The organism is Sphingobium sp. YR768, assembly GCF_900111125.1.
Classification (GTDB): domain Bacteria; phylum Pseudomonadota; class Alphaproteobacteria; order Sphingomonadales; family Sphingomonadaceae; genus Sphingobium.
Genome location: NZ_FOGE01000025.1, coordinates 1 through 20,411, shown reverse-complemented (window position 1 = coordinate 20,411; position 20,411 = coordinate 1). Strand labels below are relative to the sequence as shown.

The window sequence follows — 20,411 nt, the reverse complement described above, 5'->3', positions numbered from 1 at the left end:
TCGCAACCGGGTTCGGGGGAGTTGGGTTCCCGGACATGCGGGATTGACGAGGCTTTGGTTCAAGCGGCCTTCCTCCTGCTAAGTTCGCCGGCCAGACTATTGGGACCGGCGCTGGTGATATCGACTTCGACCATGTCGCCAATGGCAAGGTCCGGTGCGGTCACGACGACCGACTGGAGCCAGGGCGACTTGCCGATGAGCTGGCCGGGATAGCGGCCCTTGCGCTCAAGCAATATGTCGGTGGTGCGGCCCACGGTGGCGCTGTTGAAGTCCACCTGATGCCGGTTGATCAGCGCCTGCAAGCGCGCCAGCCGCTCGTCCATGACCGCCATCGGAATCTGATGATCCATGTCGGCGGCCGGGGTGCCGGGGCGGGGGCTATATTTGAAGCTGTAGCATTGGGCGTAGCGCACCTGCTCGACGATCTTGAGCGTATCCTCGAACTCGGCGTCCGTCTCGCCGGGGAAGCCGACGATGAAGTCGCCCGACAGGGCGATATCCGGCCGTGCCTCGCGTACACGCTCGATGATCCGCAAATAGCTTTCGGCGCTATGGCTGCGGTTCATGGCTTTCAGGATGCGGTTGTTGCCCGACTGCACCGGCAGGTGGAGGAACGGCATCAGCTTGGGCTCATCGCCATGGGCGGCGATCAGGCCGTCGCTCATGTCGTTGGGATGGCTGGTGGTGTAACGGATGCGCTTGAGGTCGCCGATCTTCGCCAGTTCGCGGGCCAGACCGTCCATGCCCTGCATGCGGCCCTTCTCATCCTCGCCGGTCCAGGCGTTCACATTCTGGCCCAGCAAAGTGATTTCTCGCACGCCGCCATCGACCAGCGCCTTGGCTTCATCGAGGATTGCGCTCCAGCTACGGCTGATTTCCGCGCCGCGCGTATAGGGCACCACGCAATAGGTGCAGAATTTGTCGCAGCCTTCCATGATCGTCAGGAAAGCCGTAGGGCGCGCCTGCTTGGTGCGGGCGGGCAGGGCGCCGAACTTGGACGCCAGTGGCATGTCCGTATCGACAGCCTTCTCGCCGCGACCGACCTTGTCGATCAGGTCGGGCAGGCGGTGATAGGCCTGCGGGCCGACGACGATATCGACATTGCGCGCCCGGCGTTGAATCTCGCTGCCTTCGGCCTGCGCGACGCAACCGGCGACGGCGATCATCGGGCGCGTGCCATCGTCGCGGGTCAGGCGGCCAATGTCGGAATAGACCTTGTCCACCGCCTTTTCGCGGATGTGGCAGGTGTTCAGGATGACGAGATCGGCGTCCGTCCCATCCGCAGCGGCGGTCATGCCCTGCGTGCCCAGCATCTCGGCCATACGCTCGCCATCATAGACGTTCATCTGGCAGCCGAAGGATTTGACGTGGAAAGTCGCTGGTGTCTTTTGGGCGTCGGTACGATTCATATGGCTCAGCTATACAGACGGTGAAGGCGAAGCGGAAGGGCGCTGATGTGTAGCGATGCTTTGCGCGATCCGATCGCGCGCCATGGCGGCCATGGCCTTGCGATCGGCGCAGGTGGCGGGATCGAACGGCTCCAGGAAATGCAATGTCACCGGCAGGCTTCCCTTGCGTCCCAGAACGGCCATGGCGTTCACGCCGGCGCCTTCATCGCCATGCCAGGCAATGTCCGCCGTCGCCGCGCCATAATCGATATGCACCGGCTGGATCATCACCGCGCGGGGCGGGGGAAATAATACGGCCAGCAGCGAGGGCTTGAACGGGAGCAGGCTGCTGCCATCACTCGTCGTTCCTTCGGGGAACAGGGCCACCGGCTGATGACCAAGCATCGCCGCCCGCAGCGCATCCAATTGTCCGGACAGCGCCCCGCGTCGCTCGCGCGAGACGAAAAGCGTATTATTCTGCGCGGCCAGCCAGCCGATGACCGGCCAGCGCGCCACGCCGTCATGCGATACGAAGGCCGCGCCGGTCGCGCCGCCCAGCGCCAATATGTCGATCCAGCTAATGTGGTTGGCGAGCAGAACCATGTCGCCATGATGGGGCTTGCCTTCGATCCGCACCTTCGCGCCAACAGAACGGGCCGCAAGCGCCAGAAAGCGCTGCGGCCATGGGGATCGGCGGCGAAGGAGGCGCCAGATCAGATGCGGGATCAGGCAGAGCAGCAGGCTGCCGGCCAGCGCCCCGATCCGTAACAGGCGACGGAGGCTGGCCAAGACAGGTCAGTTCTTGCGGTCGAGCGCGACGCCGTACAGTTCCATGCGGTGATCGACCAGGCGGAAGCCCAGTTTCTCGGCGATCTGCTTTTGGAGCAGTTCCAGTTCGGGATCGACGAATTCGATGACGTTGCCGGTTTCGACGTCGATCAGATGATCGTGGTGCGATTCGGGTGCCGCTTCGTAACGGGCGCGGCCGTCACCGAAATCATGGCGTTCCAAAATGCCGGCTTCTTCGAACAGGCGCACCGTGCGGTAAACGGTGGCGATCGAAATGCCCGGATCGATGGCGGCGGAACGCTTGTGCAGTTCCTCGACATCGGGGTGATCGGTGGCGTCGCTCAGCACCTGCGCGATCACGCGGCGCTGTTCGGTGATGCGCAGCCCTTTTTCGTGGCAGAGGGCTTCAACGTCGATTTTGCGGTTCATGCGGGCTCGCTTGATGACTTTGGGCGAAAGACTAGGGCATTTGCCTAGCGACTTTTACCAAAACAGGAAAGGGCGCGTCGGCGACGCGCCCTTTCCATAAACGACTTTTACGTCGTCGCGGTCGATTATTTGCTGCTGCGCGTACGACGGCGCTTCGTGCCCAGGCCGATCTTCTTGGCCAGGTTGCGGCGCTGTTCGGCATAGTTGGGGGCAACCATCGGATAATCGGCGGGCAGGCCCCACTTGGCGCGATAATCGTCGGGCGTCATCTGATAATGGGTCATCAGGTGGCGCTTGAGCATCTTCAGCTTCTTGCCGTCTTCCAGGCAGATGATGAAGTCAGGCTTGATCGAGGAACGCACCGACACGGCCGGTTCCGGCTTTACTTCGGGCACAGGCGCAGGCTGGCTGAGCCCGGAAAGTGCGGCGTGCACATTCTGGATCAGCGACGACACGTCCGACACAGCGACGCTGTTGTTGGAGACGTGCGCGGCAACGATGTCCGACGTCAAAGTAATCAGCAGCTCGCTCTGAGCCGATTCGATTTCCATTTTCCTGTTTCCTACGAAGGCTATATTTGGTGCGACCCGCCCAAGGAAATTTATTTCAGGAGCGGTATGTGTTCGCTAGACCCGCGCAAGGCCTTTCGCAAGACTTTATTGGGTCAGGCCAGCATGTCTATGCGGAAACTTAGCGCGTCATGAAGTTGACCGTCATTGCCGCGATAGTAACCGGGGCGGCGATGAACATATTCGAACCCGGTTTTCTCATAGAGTCTGATCGCATTGTTGGAGGATCGCACTTCCAGGTTCATGGATGTGATGCCTCTACGGCGCGCAGTGCGCAGGCTGTCGCGCAACAGCGTTTCGCCGACCCCCCGGCCACGCCATAGCGGGTCGACCGCCAGCAACAGCAATTCGCATTCGTCCAGCACGGATCGGACCAGCGCAAAGCCCAGCGGCATCGCGTCGAGTCGCGCCACGGTCAGCCAAGTACCCGGCATCAGCATCACGCCTGATAGCTGCGACAGCGTCCAGGCTTCGCCATAAACCGGGTCGAAGGCGCGAACCATGACTTCCATCGCATCGGACAAGGCGTTGCGATCACCCTGATCATAGGTGTCGAGAACGGCGCCGGTCATCATGATGCCGCGCGCTCCGCCATGGTCATTGCGTCCGCGCCCCGGCCGTAGATCGGACTGGGGGGCAGGGGAGGCAGGTCTGCGATCAGAGGATAGTCTGCGGCGTCAGGATAAATGGCGACCGCCGTTCCCGCGCCACGCGCCGTGACCAGCGCTTCTGCGCCGGTGCCATAGAAGATCGATGCATCCAGTTGCTCCGCCAGCAATGCGATTGGCGTGGAAGCGATCGCATTGACCGCTGTGCGACCGTCCGCTTCGAAACATTGCCAGAAGAGTTCGCCATGGCCGCCGGTGATGGTCACTGCGATCGGGCCGCCCGCATGTTGCCGCGCGGCCTGCGCAGCGATCAGCGATGCCGTGCTGTAACCATGCAGGGGGATATTCCAGGCCAGCGCCAATGCGCGGGCCGCCGCGATGCCGATGCGAACGCCGGTGAAACTCCCCGGCCCGACATCCACTGCTATCGCGTCGGCGCGCCCGCCCTCGGGCAGAGCGGCAATGGCGGGCAGCAGCGCTTCGGCATGGCCGCGCCCGACGATCTCATGGAAATGGCCGACCCGCTTTCCATCGTCCAGCAACGCTACGGAAAGGGCCTGGGTCGCGGTGTCGATCACCAGAAGGCGCAAGCGATACTCCCATCAAGTCTCCGCCCGATGCGGAAGTCCCTGCTGCGGTTAATCGATTGGCCCGGAATTGCAAATGCTGCCCTTTGGATCAGCCAACTCCGATCAGACCGCCCGAACCTCGGTCACTTCGGGGACATAATGTTTGAGCAACTGCTCGATCCCGTTCTTCAGCGTGGCGCTGGAGGAGGGGCAGCCCGAGCAGGCGCCCTGCATCTGAAGATAGACGGTGCCCTTGTCGAAGCCGCGATAGATGATGTCGCCGCCGTCATTCGCCACGGCGGGGCGGACGCGGGTTTCGATCAGGTCGCGAATCTGTTCGATGATCTCGGCGTCTTCCGGATCATCGGCGAAGCTGCTGTCTTCGGCCGGGACAGTAATGCCCGCCGCGCTGCCGGGGACGAACAGTGGCATGTTGGCGGAAAAATGCTCCAGCAGCGTCGCCAGAACATCGGGCTTCACATCGGACCATTCCGAACCCGGCGCGATCGTCACCGACACGAAATGGCTGCCGAAGAAGACGCCGGTGACGTCGCCCAGGCCAAATAGGGCGTCGGCCAGCGGGGATGCTTCGGCTTCCTCGGGCGTTGCGAAATCGCGCGTTCCCGAACCCATGACCTCACGGCCGGGCAGGAATTTGATGGTCGCCGGGTTGGGCGTGAGTTCGGTCTCGATCAGCATGGCGCCCATGTGGCGACTGGCGCGGCCAAGATCAAGCGTTTCGGGAACTTCATCTGACGCCAGCGATTGAGAGGGAAAGCTGCAAGGAGACTGGACCATGACTGACCAAGATAAAATTCGTGATCGCTTCTGGGTCGAACTGTCCAGCAGCCCTTTCCTGATGGTGGGTTTGCAGGGCGCTGGCGGCCATAGCCTGCCCATGACGGCGCAACTCGACCCAAAGGCCAATCACTGCTTCTGGTTCTACACCTCGAAAGATAATCGACTGGCGCCGGGCGGACCGGCCATGGCGCAATTTTCGGCGAAGGATCATTATCTGTTCGCCTGTATCGAAGGCGTACTTGTGCCCGAAACCGACCCGGCGGTGATCGATCGCTACTGGTCGAAACAGGTGGAGGCCTGGTATCCGGGCGGCCGTCACGATCCCAATCTGCTGATGCTCCGCTTCGACCTTGGTATGGCGGAAATCTGGCGTTCGGATCTGTCGATCGGTGGCGTATTCAAGATGTTGTTCGGTGGCGATGTGCGCGGCGAGCTGAAGGGCAAGCATGCCGAAGTCGCCCTCTGATAGCGAATAATGTCTGCGGCGGCCCGACTGAAAAGTGGGGCCGCTTGCTTTTTGCCTCCGTTTCGGCCATAGGCGCCGCAGCGCAGCAGATGGTCCCTGTGACCCCCAGCGATTGGCAGCGTGATCGTCCTCTCCTCCGAAGGGTGCAAGGACCGGCCAATGACAGTCTGCGCCAAGCTTGAGGCTTCCCTTTTCACGCGGGTCGTTTCGTAACCCGCCTTGCGCCCTCTCTGCGTCTTGCAGACAGTCGGCGCCCGGCCGACTTGTGAGCAATATCCATGGAATTTACCGACCTCGGCCTTTCTGAGCCGATTCTGAAGGCGCTCGCCGCCAAGAAATATGCCAATCCCACCCCGATCCAGCAAAAGGCGATCCCCGTCCTGCTGGAAGGCAAGGATCTGTGCGGCATCGCCCAGACCGGCACGGGCAAGACCGCAGCCTTTGCGCTGCCCAGCCTCGACTATTTCGCCCGCAATCCCAAGCCGACCCCGATCAAGGGCTGCCGGATGCTGGTGCTGTCGCCCACCCGCGAACTCGCCGCGCAGATCGCGCAGAGCTTCCGCGATTATGGCCGCTTCATGCGCCTCTCGGTGGAAACCGTCTTCGGTGGCGTGCCGATCGGCAAGCAGATCCGCGCTTTGTCCGCTGGTGTCGACATCGTCGTCGCCACGCCGGGCCGTCTGCTCGACCTGATCGACCAGCGCGCCTTCACCATCAAGGACACGGAAATCTTCGTCCTCGACGAAGCGGACCAGATGATGGACATGGGTTTCATCCACCCGCTGCGCCGCGTCGCCAAGATGCTGCCCACCGGCCGTCAGAACCTGTTCTTCTCGGCTACCATGCCCAAGGAGATCGAGGCGCTCGCCGCCCAGTTCCTGAACAATCCGGTCAAGGTCAGCGTCGCCCCGCAGTCCACCACGGCAGAGCGCGTGCGCCAGCGGATGACCTTCGTCAATCAGGCGGAAAAGCAGGCGCTGCTGCACATCGTCCTCAAGAATGAGGATATTGACCGCGCGCTCATCTTCACCCGTACCAAGCATGGCGCGGATCGCGTCGTGCGTTTCCTGGAGGGGGCGGGCATTGACGCCTTCGCCATCCACGGCAACAAGAGCCAGGGCCAGCGTACGACCGCGCTCCAGGCCTTCCGTCAGGGCAAGGTGAAGCTGCTGGTCGCAACGGATATCGCCGCGCGCGGCATCGACGTTTCGGGCGTCAGCCATGTCATTAACTTCGAAATCCCTAATGTGGCCGAACAATATGTTCACCGCATCGGCCGCACCGCGCGCGCGGGTGCTGATGGCATCGCGATCAGCTTCGTGGCGGATGACGAGCGCCCCTATCTGAAGGCCATCGAGAAGGCGACGCGCGTCAAGCTGGAAATCGAGCCGCTGCCGGAGAATTTCCTGGAAGCGGTGCGCAACCTGCCCAAGCCTGCCGCGCCCAAGAAGGGGCCGAGCCAGAGCCCGCAGCAGCAGGCCAAGCGCGCCGAAGGGCAGCGCCGCTATCAGGACGGCCAGAAGCAGCAGCGCGGCGCACCCGACCGGGCGCATCGCGCGGATTCGGAAGGCGGCGAGAAGCGGCCCTTCAACCGTCGCCGCAAGAGCGGCGGCGTGGGCGCGCACAAGGGCGCGGTCCAGCGGACCGGCGCACCGCGCTAAAAAATACAGAGGCCGCCGCATATCCTGTGGCGGCCTTTTAAATATCTGCTTGCCCTCGCTCTGGCATGGCGACGAACAAAAAGTTCATGTCCGCTTTGTCAGTGGCCATTCAGAAAAATGCCGTTAGGTTCTCCTGCCTATGCATTTTTCCCTTCGCCGTCCGGCAGCTTCGCTCTCCATCATCGCCCTGATCCTGTCGGGATCGCCGCTCGCGGCGCGAACCAATACCGCCGCTGCACCCGCTGCGACGCAGGGGGCCAGCCAGGCTCAGGTCCGACCCTGGCTCTATGAGAATAGCGATGTGCCGATCGATGCCGCATGGCGTTTCGGCACCTTGTCCAACGGCTTGCGCTATGCGGTCCGTCGCAATGGCGTGCCGCCGGGCCAGGTGTCGGTGCGGTTGCGGATCGACGCCGGTTCGCTGATGGAACAGCCCGACGAACTGGGTTACGCCCATTATATCGAACATCTTTCGATGCGCGGATCGCGCCATGTGCCTGACGGCGAATCCAAGCGTATCTGGCAGCGGCTGGGCGTGACCTTCGGCAGCGACAGCAATGCGCAGACCACACCGACCGGCACCACCTATGCGCTCGACCTGCCGCAGGCGACACCGGCGAGTCTGGGCGAAAGCATGAAGATATTGTCCGGCATGATGACCGATCCCAATATCGTCGAGAGCGCGGTGGCAGCGGAACGCGCCGTCGTGCTGGCCGAACGGCGCGAAAGCGACGGGCCGCAAATGCGCCTGTCCGACGCCAGCCGACTGCATTTCTTCGCCGGTCAGCCGCTGGCCGATCATGCGCCGATCGGCACGGTGGCCACACTCAACGCCGCGACGGCCGCGAAGATCGAGGCCTTCCACCAGCGCTGGTATCGCCCGGAAAATGCCGTGATCGCCATCGCTGGCGACATCGATCCCGCGCAGGCGGAACAGCTTATCAAGGATAATTTCGGTAGCTGGACCGTGCCGGGCAAGGGGGCGCCGCTGCCCGATTTCGGCGCGCCCGATCCCAAACAGCCTGCGACCCGCGTGGTGGTGGAGCCCGGCGTGCCGCTGGGGCTGACGATGGCCTGGCTGCGGCCCTGGACGCCCCATGCCGACACCATCGTCTATAATCAGGACAAGCTGACCGACATGCTGGCGTTGCAGATCGTCAGCCGACGGCTGGAACAGGCGGCGCGCGCGGGCGGCAGTTTCCTTCAGGCCGGTGTCGATCAGGAAGATGTCAGCCGGTCCGTCGATGGCACCTTCCTGACCATCGTCCCGACCGGCGAAAATTGGGAAAAGGCGTTGGCCGACGTCCGCGCCATCATCGAGGACGCGAAGGCGACGCCGCCCAGCCAGGCGGAGATCGACCGCGAATATGCGCAGATGGATACCGCACTTTCCATCGGCGTCGAAAATGCCGACACCGAAGCCGGATCGAAACAGGCGAGCGATCTGGTCAGCGCCGTCGACATTCGCGAAACCACCGTCAGCCCGCAGGCGGCGGTCGATATCTTCCGCGCTGGCAAGCCGACGATGACGCCGGACAAAATCCTGGATTCCACCCGCCGGCTCTTTTCGGCCGGTGTGTTCCGTGCGCTGATGGTGACGGGCAAGGTGCAGCCGGGGCTGGACGCAAAACTGGCGGCTGCCGTCGCCACGCCGGTCAAGGCTGCGACCAATGCCCGCCTGGCGGACAAGGCCGTAACCATGGACGACCTGCCGAAATTCGGGACGCCCGGAACCGTCGTGTCGCGCAAGCCGATCGGCTTGCAGGGGATGGAGGAAATCACCTTCGCCAACGGGGTCAAGCTGACCCTGTTCGCCAATGATATCGAAACGGAAAAGGTGCGGATCAACGTTCGCTTCGGCCATGGGCAGCAGGCTTTCTCGCCGACGAAGCCCGTGCCGGGCTGGGCGGCCGACTATGCGCTGGTGGCCAGCGGCATCGGCAAACTGGGCCAGCGGGAACTGGATGACCTGACCAACGGCCGACGCATGGGCATGGGCTTCAACATCGACGATGATGCCTTTGAAATGCAGGTGGTCACGCGCCCGGCCGACTATAAGGACCAGTTGCGTTTGTTCGCCGCCAAGCTGGCGCAGCCCGGCTGGGACCCGGCGCCGATCGCGCGGGTGAAGACCGGGGCAGGGGTCGCCTATGATGCCATGTCACGCTCGCCCGACGCCGTGCTGGGCCGCGATCTCAATTGGCTGCTGCATGACAAGGACGTGCGTTTCCGTACCCCGTCCCGCGCGGAAATCGATGCGCTGACCCCGCAGGCCTTCCGCGCCACCTGGGAACCGATCCTGGCGTCCGGCCCGATTGAAATCCAGATTTTCGGGCAGGTGAAGGCGGAGGACGCGATCCAGACAGTGGCTGCAACTTTCGGCGCGCTGCCGGCGCGGCCCGATGTGCCGGTCCCGGCCGCCAATCGTGCCATGCGCTTCCCCGCCCATGTCGAAACGCCCGTCGTGCTGCGGCACAAGGGGGAGAAAGAACAGGCGGCGGCCGTCATGGCCTGGCCAACTTCGGGCGGCTTCGCGCTTCAGAAGGAAGGGCGCCAGCTCGAAATCCTGACCCAGATTTTCAACGATCGCCTGTTCGACAAGCTGCGTTCGACCGAAGGCGCCGCTTATTCGCCCAGCGTCCAGAATAACTGGCCCTTCTCCTATGACAGTGGCGGCTATATCCTCGTCACCAGTCAGGTCCGGCCGGATCGGATCAATTATTTCTACAGCGTGGTGAAGGACACGGCGGCCGATCTGGTGAAGACCCCCGTCAGCGCCGATGAATTGCAACGCGCAGTGGCGCCCATGCAGCAGCTTCTGATGCGGGCCAGCACCGGCAACGCCTTCTGGATGAACCAGATGGAAGGGGCGACCCACGATCCGCGTTATGTGGAAGCGATGAAATCCATGTCGCCGGATATGCTGTCGGTCACGCCGGAACAGTTGCAGGCGCTGGCCGCCAAATATCTGGTGCCCGCAAAAAGCTGGTCGGCCATCGTCCTGCCGGAGGGTGTCGCGGCCAAGTAGGGCGTCGGGCAGCAGCGTGCGGGCGGCAGGAAAAGGCAGTCCCGCGCTGCGCTCAGGCCGGCTGTTCTTCGCGGATCAATTGCTGGTAAAGTCGAACATATTCAAGATGAAGGTCGCGAATGACCGGATTTTGGCTCTGTTTCGCAAGTTCCCGATTTCGTTCGAGTCTTTCGAAGAAGTAGCTGCGGTCGAAGCTTTTGTCGGTCATCATCATTCGCCTCCCGATCATCTATTCTCATTAATGACAAAGGGCGTCATAAGTTGCGGCATTGCAACATTGCCGCGCGAATGATGCGGCGGATGGTGGGGGGCATGCGATGGGAAGTGCATCCGGCATTTTGCGTGTTTTGTTCTTTTCTTCAGGATTTCCCAAAGGGGCATATTGCGTATTTTGCGAAGAAGGATTGCGTCGTTGATATCTGACATGCCGTCTCGCTCCGTCGTGGAAATGGCGCGATGAGTCTGCGGATCATCCTGTCGGTCGAGGCGCTGGAGCCGCATCTCTCGGGCATCGGTCGCTATAATTGGGCGCTGGCGTCGCGGATGGCGTCCCTGTCCGTTATCGAAGACGTGCGTTTCTGGCGCAGTGGCCATTGGATTGCCGACCCCGCGGGCCTGCTCGACCCGGATCGCCCGTTGCCGCGCGACTGGCGGCCGCGCTGGTGGCGTAACCGTTCCCAACGCGGGTTCGGACGCACGCATCTTTTCCATGGGCCGAATTATTTCCTGCCTGACTGGGCGGAGGGCGGCGTGGTCACGGTGCATGACCTGTCCGTCCTGCGCTATCCCGAAACGCATCCGGCCGATCGCATCGCCCATTTCGAACGGCGGTTCAGCCAGTCGCTGGCGATTGCGGGCCATGTCATCACCGACAGTGATACCGTGCGCCGGGAAGTGATCGACATGTTCGCACTCGATCCTGCGCAGGTGACGGCGATCCCGCTTGGCGTCGACGCTGCCTTCCATCCTCGCGATGCCGCAGAGATTGTGCCTATCCTCACCCGCTACGACCTGACGCCTAATGGCTATGCCCTGTGCGTCTCAACGGTCGAGCCGCGCAAGCGGATCGCGCAGTTGTTGCAGGCCTGGTCGTTGCTGCCGCCCGCCTTGCGCCACCGCTGGCCGCTGATGGTGACGGGCGGTAAGGGCTGGCTAAGCGAGGATATTCGCGCGCTGATGGAGCAGGGGCAGGCGCAGGGCTGGGTCCGCTATCTGGGTTTCGTGCCGGACGAAGACCTGCCGATCCTCTATGCTGGCGCCGGCCTGTTTCTTTATCCTTCGGTCTATGAAGGCTTCGGCCTGCCGCCCGTGGAAGCGATGGCCAGCGGCGTGCCCGTGCTGGTCGCCAACGCCTCCTGCCTGCCCGAAGTCACCGGCGGCGCGGCGATGCTGGTCGAACCCGATGATGTCGACGGCTTCGCCCGCCACATAACGCAGGCGCTGGAGGACGAAGCATGGCGCGCGCAGGCCCGCGCGGCCGGACTGGCGGTGGCAGCGAAATATGACTGGGACGCTTGCGTTCGGGATACGGTGGCGCTTTACGGGCGGCTCTACAACAGCAAAAGGTCGGCATGAAGAAGCGCGTCATCCTGTCGGTCGAGGCGCTCAGTCCACAACTGACCGGCGTCGGCCGCTATGTCTGGGAACTGGCGCAGCGCTTGCCGGTGGAGCCGGGCATAGCGTCGGTCCGCTATGTCCGGAACGACCATTGGATCGCCGATCCGGCGAAGCTGCTCATCGATGGCCCGCGCCGCAATAAATCACCCTACGAACTCTGGATGCGCAAGGTCAGCAAGACGTCGCGCCGCCTGCGGGATCGGACGATCGCGCATTTTTCGGTCTGCCATGGCCCGAATTTCTTCCTGCCCGAATTTGCCGAGCAAGGGATCATCACCATCCACGACCTCTCGGTGTTCCGCTATCCCGAAACTCATCCGGCGGAGCGGCGGGCACAGTTCGATCAGGAATTCGCCGCCACCCTTGGTCGTACGGCGCATATCATCACCGTGTCGGAAACGGTACGGCAGGAAGTGATCGCCTTCACCGGCTTTGGCCCCGACAAGGTGACGGCCATTCATCAGGGGGTGGGGCCAAATTTCCATCCCTGTGCGTCGGAAGATTTGGTGCCGGTTCTGGCCAGGATGAGCCTGACACCCGGCGGCTATGCCCTGTGCGTGTCGACCATCGAACCGCGCAAGCGGATCGGCGAATTGCTGAAGGCTTGGCGCCTGCTCCCTTTGGCCCTGCGAAACCGCTGCCCGCTGGTGCTCGCGGGGTCGTCCGGCTGGCTGAGCGACGCGATATTGCGCGACATGGCCGATGCGGAACGGGAAGGCTGGCTGCGCTATATCCGTTATGTCGAGGAAGCGGCGCTGCCCGCCCTCTATGCCGGAGCCAGGCTGTTCGTCTATCCGTCGGTCTATGAAGGCTTCGGCCTGCCGCCGATCGAAGCGATGGCCAGTGGCGTGCCGACCATCGTTGCCGATATTTCCTGCCTGCCCGAAGTCACCGCCGGTGCGGCCATGCTGACCGATCCGGACGATGTCGACCGCTTCGCCCGGGATCTGGAACGCGGCCTGCTGGATGAAGACTGGCGGCAATCGGCGGCAGAGGCCGGTCTTGCCGTGGCGGCTGGCTATAGCTGGGCGCGATGCGTGCAGGAAACGGCGCAACTCTACGGGCGGCTATAGGCCGCCTTCAGGTCACGCCGCGCAGGGCAGTAAGAATCATGTGCCCGGTGCGGCGCGCCGTATCCGCTGGCGCCAGTTTCGGGCGGGAAATGCTGCGATGGCCCAGCCCGAACAGGCAGCCCAATATCATTTCCTCGGCAGCGTCCAGCGCATCGCCGGACAGTTGGTCGTTGGCAGCACAGGCGAAGTAACGGATGAAGGATCGGAACCGCTCGCACATGGCTGCGATCGTGTCGGCCACGGCGGGGTTTCGAAAGCTCTCGGCCAATATGTCGAACGCGAGCGCCTCGTCCTTTTCGTCGATCGTGTGCAGCAGCAATTGTTCGAATGTCTGCTCGATCGTCAGTTCGCCCATATCCAGCCGGACGCGGATATTCGCCATCTCGCTGCACCATTGGTCGGCATCGTCATGGACGAGCGCTTCGATGATATCTTCCTTGCCCTTGAACAGGCGATATATCTGTCCAACGGACACTTGAGCAGCTGTGGCAAGTTCTGCCATAGAGGTCTGGTGAAAACCATGGCTGTCGAAAAGCGTGCGTGCGGCCTCCAATATCCGCGTCTTTCCATTTTTTTCATGCTGCACCGCAACCATTTTATACCCTCTGGCGTTTTTTGCCTCTTGAATTCGCTCTGCCATGATCATACCTGCCCGGCAAGCGGAATGAACGTTCATTCCGAAATCATGATCCACTTCGAAACGGAATTCAGACGATGCAAAAGGGGACAATCATCGGGCTGCTGGCGTGCGCGTCGGCGCTGACGCTGAGCGCGTGCGGGGGCAGTCAGCCGCCCGCGCCCCAGCCGCCAGCCGTGGGTGTCGTGACGCTGAAGGTCGAATCGGCGCCGTTGCTCAACGAACTGCCGGGCCGCATTTCGGCCTTTGAAACGGCGGAAGTCCGCCCGCAGATCAGCGGTATCATTCGCCGCCGCCTGTTCCAGGAGGGCGGTTTCGTCCACGCCGGGCAGATGCTCTACGAAATCGATGACGCGCCCTATCGCGCCGCGCTGGCGCAGGCGCAGGGGTCGCTGGCAAAGGCGAAGGCGACGATCCGTTCCACCGGATTGCAGGCGCAGCGCTACAAGGATCTGGCTGCGATCAATGCGGTCAGCAAGCAGGAATATGATGACGCGGATGCCGCCGCCCAGCAGGCGCGCGCCGATGTCGCGGCCAGCCAGGGATCGGTACAGGCTGCGCAGGTGAACCAGAACTTCACCCGTATCCGAGCGCCCATTTCCGGCCGTATCAGCCGCTCGCTCTTCACGCCGGGCGCATTGGTCCAGAGCGGCCAGACCGATCCGCTCACCACCATCCAGCGTACCGACACCGTCTATGTCGACGTGACCCAGTCGGCGGCGCAGATCATCGACCTCAAGCAGGCGATCAAGGCTGGCGGCGTCAGCGACGCGAATGGCGTGCGTATCCGCCTGATCCTGCCCAATGGCAGCGAATATCCGATCGAGGGTCGCTTGCAGTTCGCCGAAGTCACGGTCGACGCCACGTCGGGTGCCGTAACCCTGCGCGCGACTTTCCCCAATCCGGACGGCTTGCTGCTGCCGGGCATGTATGTCCGCGCGAAGATGGTCGAAGGCCAGCGGAGTCAGGCGATCCTCGCGCCGCAGCAGGGCATTACCCGCGATGCGCGCGGTCGCGCCACGGCGATGGTCATCGGCAAGGATAACAAAGCCGAACTGCGTCAGGTCGAGGTTGACCGCGCGGTTGGCGACAAGTGGATCGTGACCAAGGGGCTGAAGGCCGGCGACAAGCTGATCGTCGAAGGCCTGCTCAACCTGCGTCCCGGCACCGTCGTCAAGCCCGGCGCGCCGCAGCAGGTGACTGCAACCGCAGCCCAGGGCGGGGCGAACTAAGCCATGGCCCGCTATTTTATCGACAGGCCCATCTTCGCATGGGTCATCGCCATCGTCATCATGCTTGCGGGCCTGCTCGCGATCCGGTCGCTGCCGGTTGCGCAGTTCCCGGAAATCGCCCCGCCGGCGGTGACGATCCAGACCAGCTATCCGGGCGCCAACGCCCAGACGCTGGAAAGCACCACCACGCAGATCATCGAGCAACAGCTCAAGGGCATCGACAATCTGCGCTATTTCTCGTCCACCAGCGACGGGTCGGGCAATCTGAACATCAGCCTGACGTTCGAGCAGGGGACGGACCCTGACATCGCGCAGGTGCAGGTGCAGAACAAGCTGTCGCAGGCAACGCCGCTGCTGCCGCAGGAAGTGCAGCAGCAGGGGCTGCGCGTCGGCAAGTCGACCTCCAGCTTCCTCCTCATCATGGCCGTCTATTCCGATGACGGCATCCATGATCAGGAAGATGCCAGCGACTTCATTGCGTCGAGCCTTCAGGACCCGCTGAGCCGCGTGACCGGCGTCGGCGATACCCAGTTGTTCGGCTCGCAATATGCGATGCGCATCTGGCTCGATCCCTATAAGATGGCCAATCTGGGCGTCACCACTGGTGACGTCAAATCGGCGATCACGGCGCAGAATGCGCAGGTTTCCGCTGGCCAGATCGGTGGTTCGCCCTCGATCAAGGGACAGGCGCTCAACGCGACCGTCACCGCCCAGTCGCGCCTGCGCACGCCGGAAGAATTCCGCAACATCCGCCTGCGCAGCAACAGCGACGGCTCGGTGGTGCTGATGTCCGACGTCGCCCGGGTGGAACTCGGCGCGGAAACATACGGCTTTGGCGTGAAGTTCAACGGCCATCCGGCATCGGGCTTCGGCGTGAAGCTGGCGCCGGGCGCCAATGCGCTCGACACGGTGGAAGCGGTGAAGAGCCGCGTCGACCAGTTGTCGAAGAATTTCCCGAGCTGGGTGAAATATGACTTCCCGGTCGACAACTCGACCTTCGTGAAGCTGTCGGTCGAACAGGTCATCCATACCCTGTTCGAAGCGGTGCTGCTGGTCTTCGTCGTCATGTTCCTGTTCCTTCAGAACTGGCGCGCGACGCTGATCCCGACCATCGCCGTCCCGGTGGTGTTGTTGGGCGCACTGGCGATCCTGAGTGCCGCGGGCTTCACGATCAACACGCTCACCCTGTTCGGCATGGTGCTGGCCATCGGCCTGCTGGTCGACGACGCGATCGTCGTCGTGGAAAATGTCGAACGCCTGATCCAGGATGAAGGGCTCAGCCCGAAGGAAGCGGCGCGCAAGTCGATGGACGAAATCAGCGGCGCGCTGATCGGCATCGGCCTCGTCCTGTCGGCGGTGTTCCTGCCGATGGCCTTCTTCGGCGGGTCGACCGGCGTCATCTTCCGCCAGTTCTCGATCACGATCGTCTCCTCGATGATCCTGTCGGTGCTGGTCGCACTGGTGCTGACGCCGGCGCTTTGCGCCACGATCCTGAAGCCGGCATCGCATGGTCATAGCTGGAACGGGCCGATCGGCTCGATCTTCGGCCGCTTTTTCGACTGGTTCAACCGGACCTTCGACAAGGGCGTCGTGCGCTATGGCAAGGGTGTGGAAAAGGTCGAGCATCGCTGGGGCCGCACCATGCTGGTCTATGGCCTGATCGTGGTCGGCATGGCCTTCATCTTCCTGCGTCTGCCCAGCGGCTTCCTGCCGGATGAAGATCAGGGCATGATCATCAACCAGGTGTCACTGCCGGCCGGTACGACGATGGAGGAAACCGAGCGCACGCTCGCCAAGATGCGCGATCATTATCTGGTCGATGAAAAGCAGAATGTCTCCGCCGTGTTCACGGTCGCAGGCTTCGGCTTCGTCGGACAGGGGCAGAATGTCGGTATCGTCTTCGTCCGCATGAAGGACTGGGAGCATCGCAAGGGCACGGACAATCGCGTCCCCGCGATCGCATTGCGCGCGAATATGGCGTTCCAGAAGATCAAGGCGGGCATGGCCTTCGCCTTCGTGCCGCCGGCGGTGCAGGAACTGGGCAATGCGTCCGGCTTCGACTTCCAGTTGCTCGATCAGGCCAATCTGGGTCATGAAAAGCTGCTGGCAGCCCGCAATCAACTGCTTGGCATGGCGATGGCGGACAAGCGTCTGGCGCAGGTTCGTCCCAATGGTCTGGAAGATACGCCGCAATTGAAGCTGAACGTCGATCAGTCCGCGGCCGGCGCATTGGGCATCGCCCAGTCGGACGTCAATGATACGATCAGCACCAATCTGGGCGGGTCCTACATCAACGACTTCATCGATCGCGATCGCGTGAAGCGCGTCTATGTGCAGGCGGACGCTCCGTTCCGCATGTCGCCCGATGCGATCAATGCCTTCCATGTGCGCGGCAGCACCGGCACCATGGCGCCGCTGTCCGCCTTCTCCACGACCGAGTGGATACAGGGTCCGGCGCGTCTGGAACGCTTCAACGGCGTGCCGTCGATGAACATTCAGGGCGCGCCTGCGCCGGGCGTGTCGAGCGGCACGGCGATGCAGGTGATGGAGGAGTTTGCCGTCAAGCTGCCGGCCGGTATCGGCTATAGCTGGAACGGCATTTCCTATGAGGAAAAGACGTCCGGTGGGCAGGCGCCCTATGTTTATGCGCTCTCGATGCTGATCGTCTTCCTCTGCCTTGCGGCCTTGTATGAAAGCTGGTCGGTCCCGATCGCGGTCATGCTGGTGGTGCCTCTGGGCGTATTGGGTGCGGTGATCGCTGCGCGGCTCGCGGGCCTCAGCAACGACATCTATCTTCAGGTCGGCCTGATCACCACGATCGGCGTGTCGGCGAAGAATGCGATCCTGATCGTCGAATTCGCCGAGGAAAAGATGCGCGAAGGCATGGCCCCGGCACAGGCGGCACTGGAAGCGGGCAAGCTGCGTCTGCGGCCGATCCTGATGACCAGCTTCGCCTTCATCTTCGGCGTGCTGCCGCTGGCCCTGTCGAAGGGCGCAGGGGCGGGCGGTCAGAATGCGATCGGCTGGGCGGTCGTGGGCGGCATGTTGTCGGCCACGGTGCTGGCGGTCTTCTTCGTCCCCGTCTTCTTCACCGTCGTAAAGCGGCTGTTCCGCGAACATAAAAACCATGAAGCGGCCGACGATACGGCAACGCCGCGCGCGCCGCAGGAGGCTTGAAGACCATGCGCAACATGAAAGCGCTGGGCGCCGTCACACTTTCGCTGGCGCTGGCCGCCTGCGACATGGCGCCCAAATATGTGCGGCCAGACCTGCCGGTTGCGGCCGGCACGCCGCAGGGTGACGCTTATGTCGCCAATGACGGGGCAGGGGCGATCGTCCCTGCCGACACCGCCTGGCGCGATTTCTTCACTGACGCCCGTCTGGCGCGGGTGATCGAAACCGCGCTCGCCAATAATCGCGACCTGCGGATTGCGCTCGCCAATGTCGAACAGGCGCGTGCGCAATATAAGGTGCAGCGCGCCGACCTGCTGCCCACCGTGGCAGGCACCGGCACGGCGACCTATTCGGAACAGCCGCTCGTCCAGTTCGGTCAGAGCCAGCGGCTCAACACCGATGTCTATCAGGCCCAGCTTGGCATTTCCTCGTGGGAAATCGACCTGTTCGGCCGGGTCCGCAACCTGACCAAGGCGGCGCAGGAGCAATATTTCGCCAGCGTCGAAACCCGCAATGCGGCGCAGACCGCGCTTATCGCCGAAACCGCCAATGCCTGGCTCACCATGGCGGCGGATCAGGAACGGCTCCGGATCGCGCGCGATCTGGAACAGGCCTTCGGCAAGACGCTGGAATTGAACAAGGCGCGCTTTGCCAAGGGCGTGGCGTCCGAGTTGGAAGTGCGTCAGGCGCAGACCAGCTATGACGGCGCTCGTTCGGATATCGCAGCGGCCACGACGCTGGTGGCGCAGGATCAGAATGCGCTCAACCTGCTGGCCGGGACGACTGTGCCAGCCTCTGACCTGCCCAACGCGCTGGACCAGAAAGATGCGACGCTCGACAATCTGCCGGCGAATATCGCGTCCGATGTCTTGTTGCGCCGTCCGGACATCGCTTCGGCAGAGCATAATCTGCGCGGCGCCAATGCCAATATCGGCGCGGCGCGGGCGGCTTTCTTCCCGACCATTTCGCTGACGGCGGCGTTGGGAACGGTTAGCCTTGGTCTGTCCGGCCTGTTCAAATCGGGTAGCGACACCTGGTCGGTGGCGCCCAGCGCGACCCTGCCCATTTTCGACTTCGGCCGGAACAAGGGCAATCTGCGCTATGCCAGGGCGACCTATGACGCGATGCTCGCCACCTATGAAAAGAGCGTGCAGACCGGCTTCCGCGAAGTCGCCGATGCGCTCGCCCGTCGCGGCACGATGACGCAGCAGCTTGAAGCGCAGACGTCGCAGCGGGATTCGGCGCAGGTCGCCTACACATTGTCTGAAGCCCGCTTCCGCGCCGGTGTGGACAATTTCCTGACGACTCTGGATTCGCAGCGGTCGCTCTACAGTGCCGAACAGAGCCTGGTTGCTACCCGCCTGACCCGTGCGACCAACATGGTCGAACTTTATCGGGCGATGGGTGGCGGCCTGAAATAAGGCTTCCGCCGACTTTGAAAGCAAGCCGGGGGAAGCCTCGGCCGAAAATCTCCGCTATTTGCCAAAGGGTGAGTAGCGGAGATTTTTCTATGTCCCTCGTCGAAGTCCTTTTCCCGTCGCCCGTCGGCGCCCTGACGCTGGTTGCCAGTGACAAGGGACTGGTGGCGATATTGTGGGAAGAGGACGATCCCGACCGCGTCCGCCTGAGTTTACGCGAAGAGAGCCACGATCACCCGGTGCTGGCACAGACGGCCCAACAACTGACCGCCTATTTTGCGGGTACGTTGCAAGACTTCACCGTCCCGCTCGATGTTCGCGGCACCGATTTTCAGCAGAAGGTCTGGGCAGCGCTTTGCACCATCCCCTTCGGCGAAACCCGCAGCTATGGCGACATGGCCCGCGCCATCGGCCACCCCACCGCCAGCCGGGCTGTCGGCGCCGCCAATGGACGCAATCCCATCTCGATCATTGCGCCCTGTCACCGCGTCGTCGGCACCAATGGCGCGCTCACCGGCTTCGCTGGCGGCGTCGAAGTGAAGCGTTGGCTACTCGATTTTGAACAAAGCCGTGGACGGCTGCTCTAGGAGAGGCCTCGCCATCCCGTACGATCATCAAGAAAGGGGGGATTTGACCTAAGTCATTGAAAAATGGTGCACCCAAGTGGAGCGTAAGATCGAGGCAGGCCATGGTGTTGGTTTGTCTAACGATCGCAAAATCGCGACGTAAAACTCCAGAAAACCCGACCTCCATGGCTAACCGAAATCGGGCCGAAACAGCGCGCCAACGCTGCCCGGCCCTGACCACGCGAATGGAGGTTCGCCATGGCTAATGCTTTCGATACATCAGGCGGAATTCGTCTGGAAGCCCCGACGATAGATGGGGACGGCAACTCCAATTACACGCCGTGCCGAACGGGTTTGCACTTCTGCGGCACTACCCCGGATGGCGT

General features: G+C 62.8%; 19 protein-coding genes. 9 read left to right on the top strand and 10 right to left on the bottom strand.

Annotated features, from left to right (window positions below):
• Positions 1-59: 59 nt before the first annotated feature.
• From miaB to BMX92_RS20700, 7 genes are all read right to left on the bottom strand, one after another.
• Positions 60-1,409 (bottom strand): tRNA (N6-isopentenyl adenosine(37)-C2)-methylthiotransferase MiaB, encoded by a 1,350-nt coding sequence (gene miaB, locus BMX92_RS20730; protein WP_093020084.1) that lies wholly within the window; start codon positions 1,407-1,409, stop codon positions 60-62.
• 9 nt (positions 1,410-1,418) lie between these two features.
• Positions 1,419-2,177: a lysophospholipid acyltransferase family protein gene (locus BMX92_RS20725; RefSeq protein ID WP_093020082.1), complete on the bottom strand. Its 759-nt coding sequence runs from the start codon at positions 2,175-2,177 to the stop codon at positions 1,419-1,421.
• Between the two features lie 6 nt (positions 2,178-2,183).
• Positions 2,184-2,606, bottom strand: a complete 423-nt coding sequence (locus tag BMX92_RS20720) for a Fur family transcriptional regulator (RefSeq protein WP_093020080.1) — start codon at positions 2,604-2,606, stop codon at positions 2,184-2,186.
• A gap of 125 nt (positions 2,607-2,731) precedes the next feature.
• The gene (locus tag BMX92_RS20715; protein WP_093020078.1) at positions 2,732-3,157 is read right to left on the bottom strand and encodes a MucR family transcriptional regulator; all 426 of its coding nucleotides are present in this window, start codon (positions 3,155-3,157) and stop codon (positions 2,732-2,734) included.
• A gap of 113 nt (positions 3,158-3,270) precedes the next feature.
• Positions 3,271-3,750: a GNAT family N-acetyltransferase gene (locus tag BMX92_RS20710; protein WP_093020076.1), complete on the bottom strand. Its 480-nt coding sequence runs from the start codon at positions 3,748-3,750 to the stop codon at positions 3,271-3,273.
• Positions 3,747-4,373, bottom strand: coding sequence for a tRNA (adenosine(37)-N6)-threonylcarbamoyltransferase complex dimerization subunit type 1 TsaB (gene tsaB, locus BMX92_RS20705; protein WP_093020074.1), 627 nt, complete (start codon positions 4,371-4,373; stop codon positions 3,747-3,749). Before tsaB ends, BMX92_RS20710 begins: the two co-directional genes overlap by 4 nt.
• A 102-nt stretch (positions 4,374-4,475) precedes the next feature.
• Positions 4,476-5,051: a NifU family protein gene (locus BMX92_RS20700; protein WP_093020177.1), complete on the bottom strand. Its 576-nt coding sequence runs from the start codon at positions 5,049-5,051 to the stop codon at positions 4,476-4,478.
• A gap of 97 nt (positions 5,052-5,148) precedes the next feature.
• On the opposite strand from BMX92_RS20700, the gene BMX92_RS20695 reads away from it, so the two are divergent.
• The 3 genes from BMX92_RS20695 (at position 5,149) to BMX92_RS20685 (ending at position 10,308) form a co-directional block, all read left to right on the top strand.
• Positions 5,149-5,619: a pyridoxamine 5'-phosphate oxidase family protein gene (locus tag BMX92_RS20695; RefSeq protein WP_093020072.1), complete on the top strand. Its 471-nt coding sequence runs from the start codon at positions 5,149-5,151 to the stop codon at positions 5,617-5,619.
• 278 nt (positions 5,620-5,897) lie between these two features.
• A complete protein-coding gene (locus tag BMX92_RS20690) occupies positions 5,898-7,280 on the top strand; it encodes a DEAD/DEAH box helicase (protein ID WP_093020070.1) in 1,383 nt (460 codons plus the stop codon).
• Between the two features lie 139 nt (positions 7,281-7,419).
• Positions 7,420-10,308, top strand: a complete 2,889-nt coding sequence (locus tag BMX92_RS20685; protein WP_093020068.1) for a M16 family metallopeptidase — start codon at positions 7,420-7,422, stop codon at positions 10,306-10,308.
• Positions 10,309-10,360: 52 nt separating this feature from the next.
• On the opposite strand, the gene BMX92_RS27470 is transcribed toward BMX92_RS20685, so the two are convergent.
• Entirely contained in the window at positions 10,361-10,522 is a 162-nt protein-coding gene (locus BMX92_RS27470; RefSeq protein WP_177185172.1) for a hypothetical protein, read from the bottom strand.
• Positions 10,523-10,533: 11 nt separating this feature from the next.
• Positions 10,534-10,734 carry a hypothetical protein gene (locus tag BMX92_RS27020; protein WP_143066834.1) on the bottom strand — a complete coding sequence of 67 codons (201 nt, stop codon included), beginning with the start codon at positions 10,732-10,734 and terminating at the stop codon, positions 10,534-10,536.
• 30 nt (positions 10,735-10,764) lie between these two features.
• Between BMX92_RS27020 and BMX92_RS20680 the strand changes: the two genes are divergently transcribed.
• Both BMX92_RS20680 and BMX92_RS20675 read left to right on the top strand, forming a co-directional pair.
• Positions 10,765-11,883 (top strand): glycosyltransferase family 4 protein, encoded by a 1,119-nt coding sequence (locus tag BMX92_RS20680; RefSeq protein WP_218145816.1) that lies wholly within the window; start codon positions 10,765-10,767, stop codon positions 11,881-11,883.
• Positions 11,880-12,998 carry a glycosyltransferase family 4 protein gene (locus BMX92_RS20675; RefSeq protein WP_093020066.1) on the top strand — a complete coding sequence of 373 codons (1,119 nt, stop codon included), beginning with the start codon at positions 11,880-11,882 and terminating at the stop codon, positions 12,996-12,998. The genes BMX92_RS20680 and BMX92_RS20675 overlap by 4 nt, the downstream gene beginning before the upstream one ends.
• Positions 12,999-13,005: 7 nt before the next feature.
• Here BMX92_RS20675 and BMX92_RS20670 read toward each other — a convergent pair whose 3' ends face one another.
• Positions 13,006-13,593 (bottom strand): TetR/AcrR family transcriptional regulator, encoded by a 588-nt coding sequence (locus BMX92_RS20670; protein ID WP_093020064.1) that lies wholly within the window; start codon positions 13,591-13,593, stop codon positions 13,006-13,008.
• A gap of 119 nt (positions 13,594-13,712) precedes the next feature.
• Here BMX92_RS20670 and BMX92_RS20665 point away from each other — a divergent pair, with 119 nt between their 5' ends.
• The 4 genes from BMX92_RS20665 (at position 13,713) to BMX92_RS20650 (ending at position 20,046) form a co-directional block, all read left to right on the top strand.
• Entirely contained in the window at positions 13,713-14,867 is a 1,155-nt protein-coding gene (locus BMX92_RS20665) for an efflux RND transporter periplasmic adaptor subunit (RefSeq protein ID WP_093020062.1), read from the top strand.
• 3 nt (positions 14,868-14,870) lie between these two features.
• On the top strand, positions 14,871-18,044 hold the full coding sequence (locus BMX92_RS20660; RefSeq protein ID WP_093020060.1) for an efflux RND transporter permease subunit: 3,174 nt from the start codon (positions 14,871-14,873) through the stop codon (positions 18,042-18,044).
• Between the two features lie 5 nt (positions 18,045-18,049).
• Positions 18,050-19,462, top strand: coding sequence for an efflux transporter outer membrane subunit (locus tag BMX92_RS20655; protein ID WP_093020058.1), 1,413 nt, complete (start codon positions 18,050-18,052; stop codon positions 19,460-19,462).
• An 89-nt stretch (positions 19,463-19,551) separates the two neighbouring features.
• Complete coding sequence (locus BMX92_RS20650) at positions 19,552-20,046, top strand: methylated-DNA--[protein]-cysteine S-methyltransferase (RefSeq protein ID WP_093020056.1); 495 nt, start codon at positions 19,552-19,554, stop codon at positions 20,044-20,046.
• The last annotated feature ends 365 nt before the right edge of the window (positions 20,047-20,411 follow it).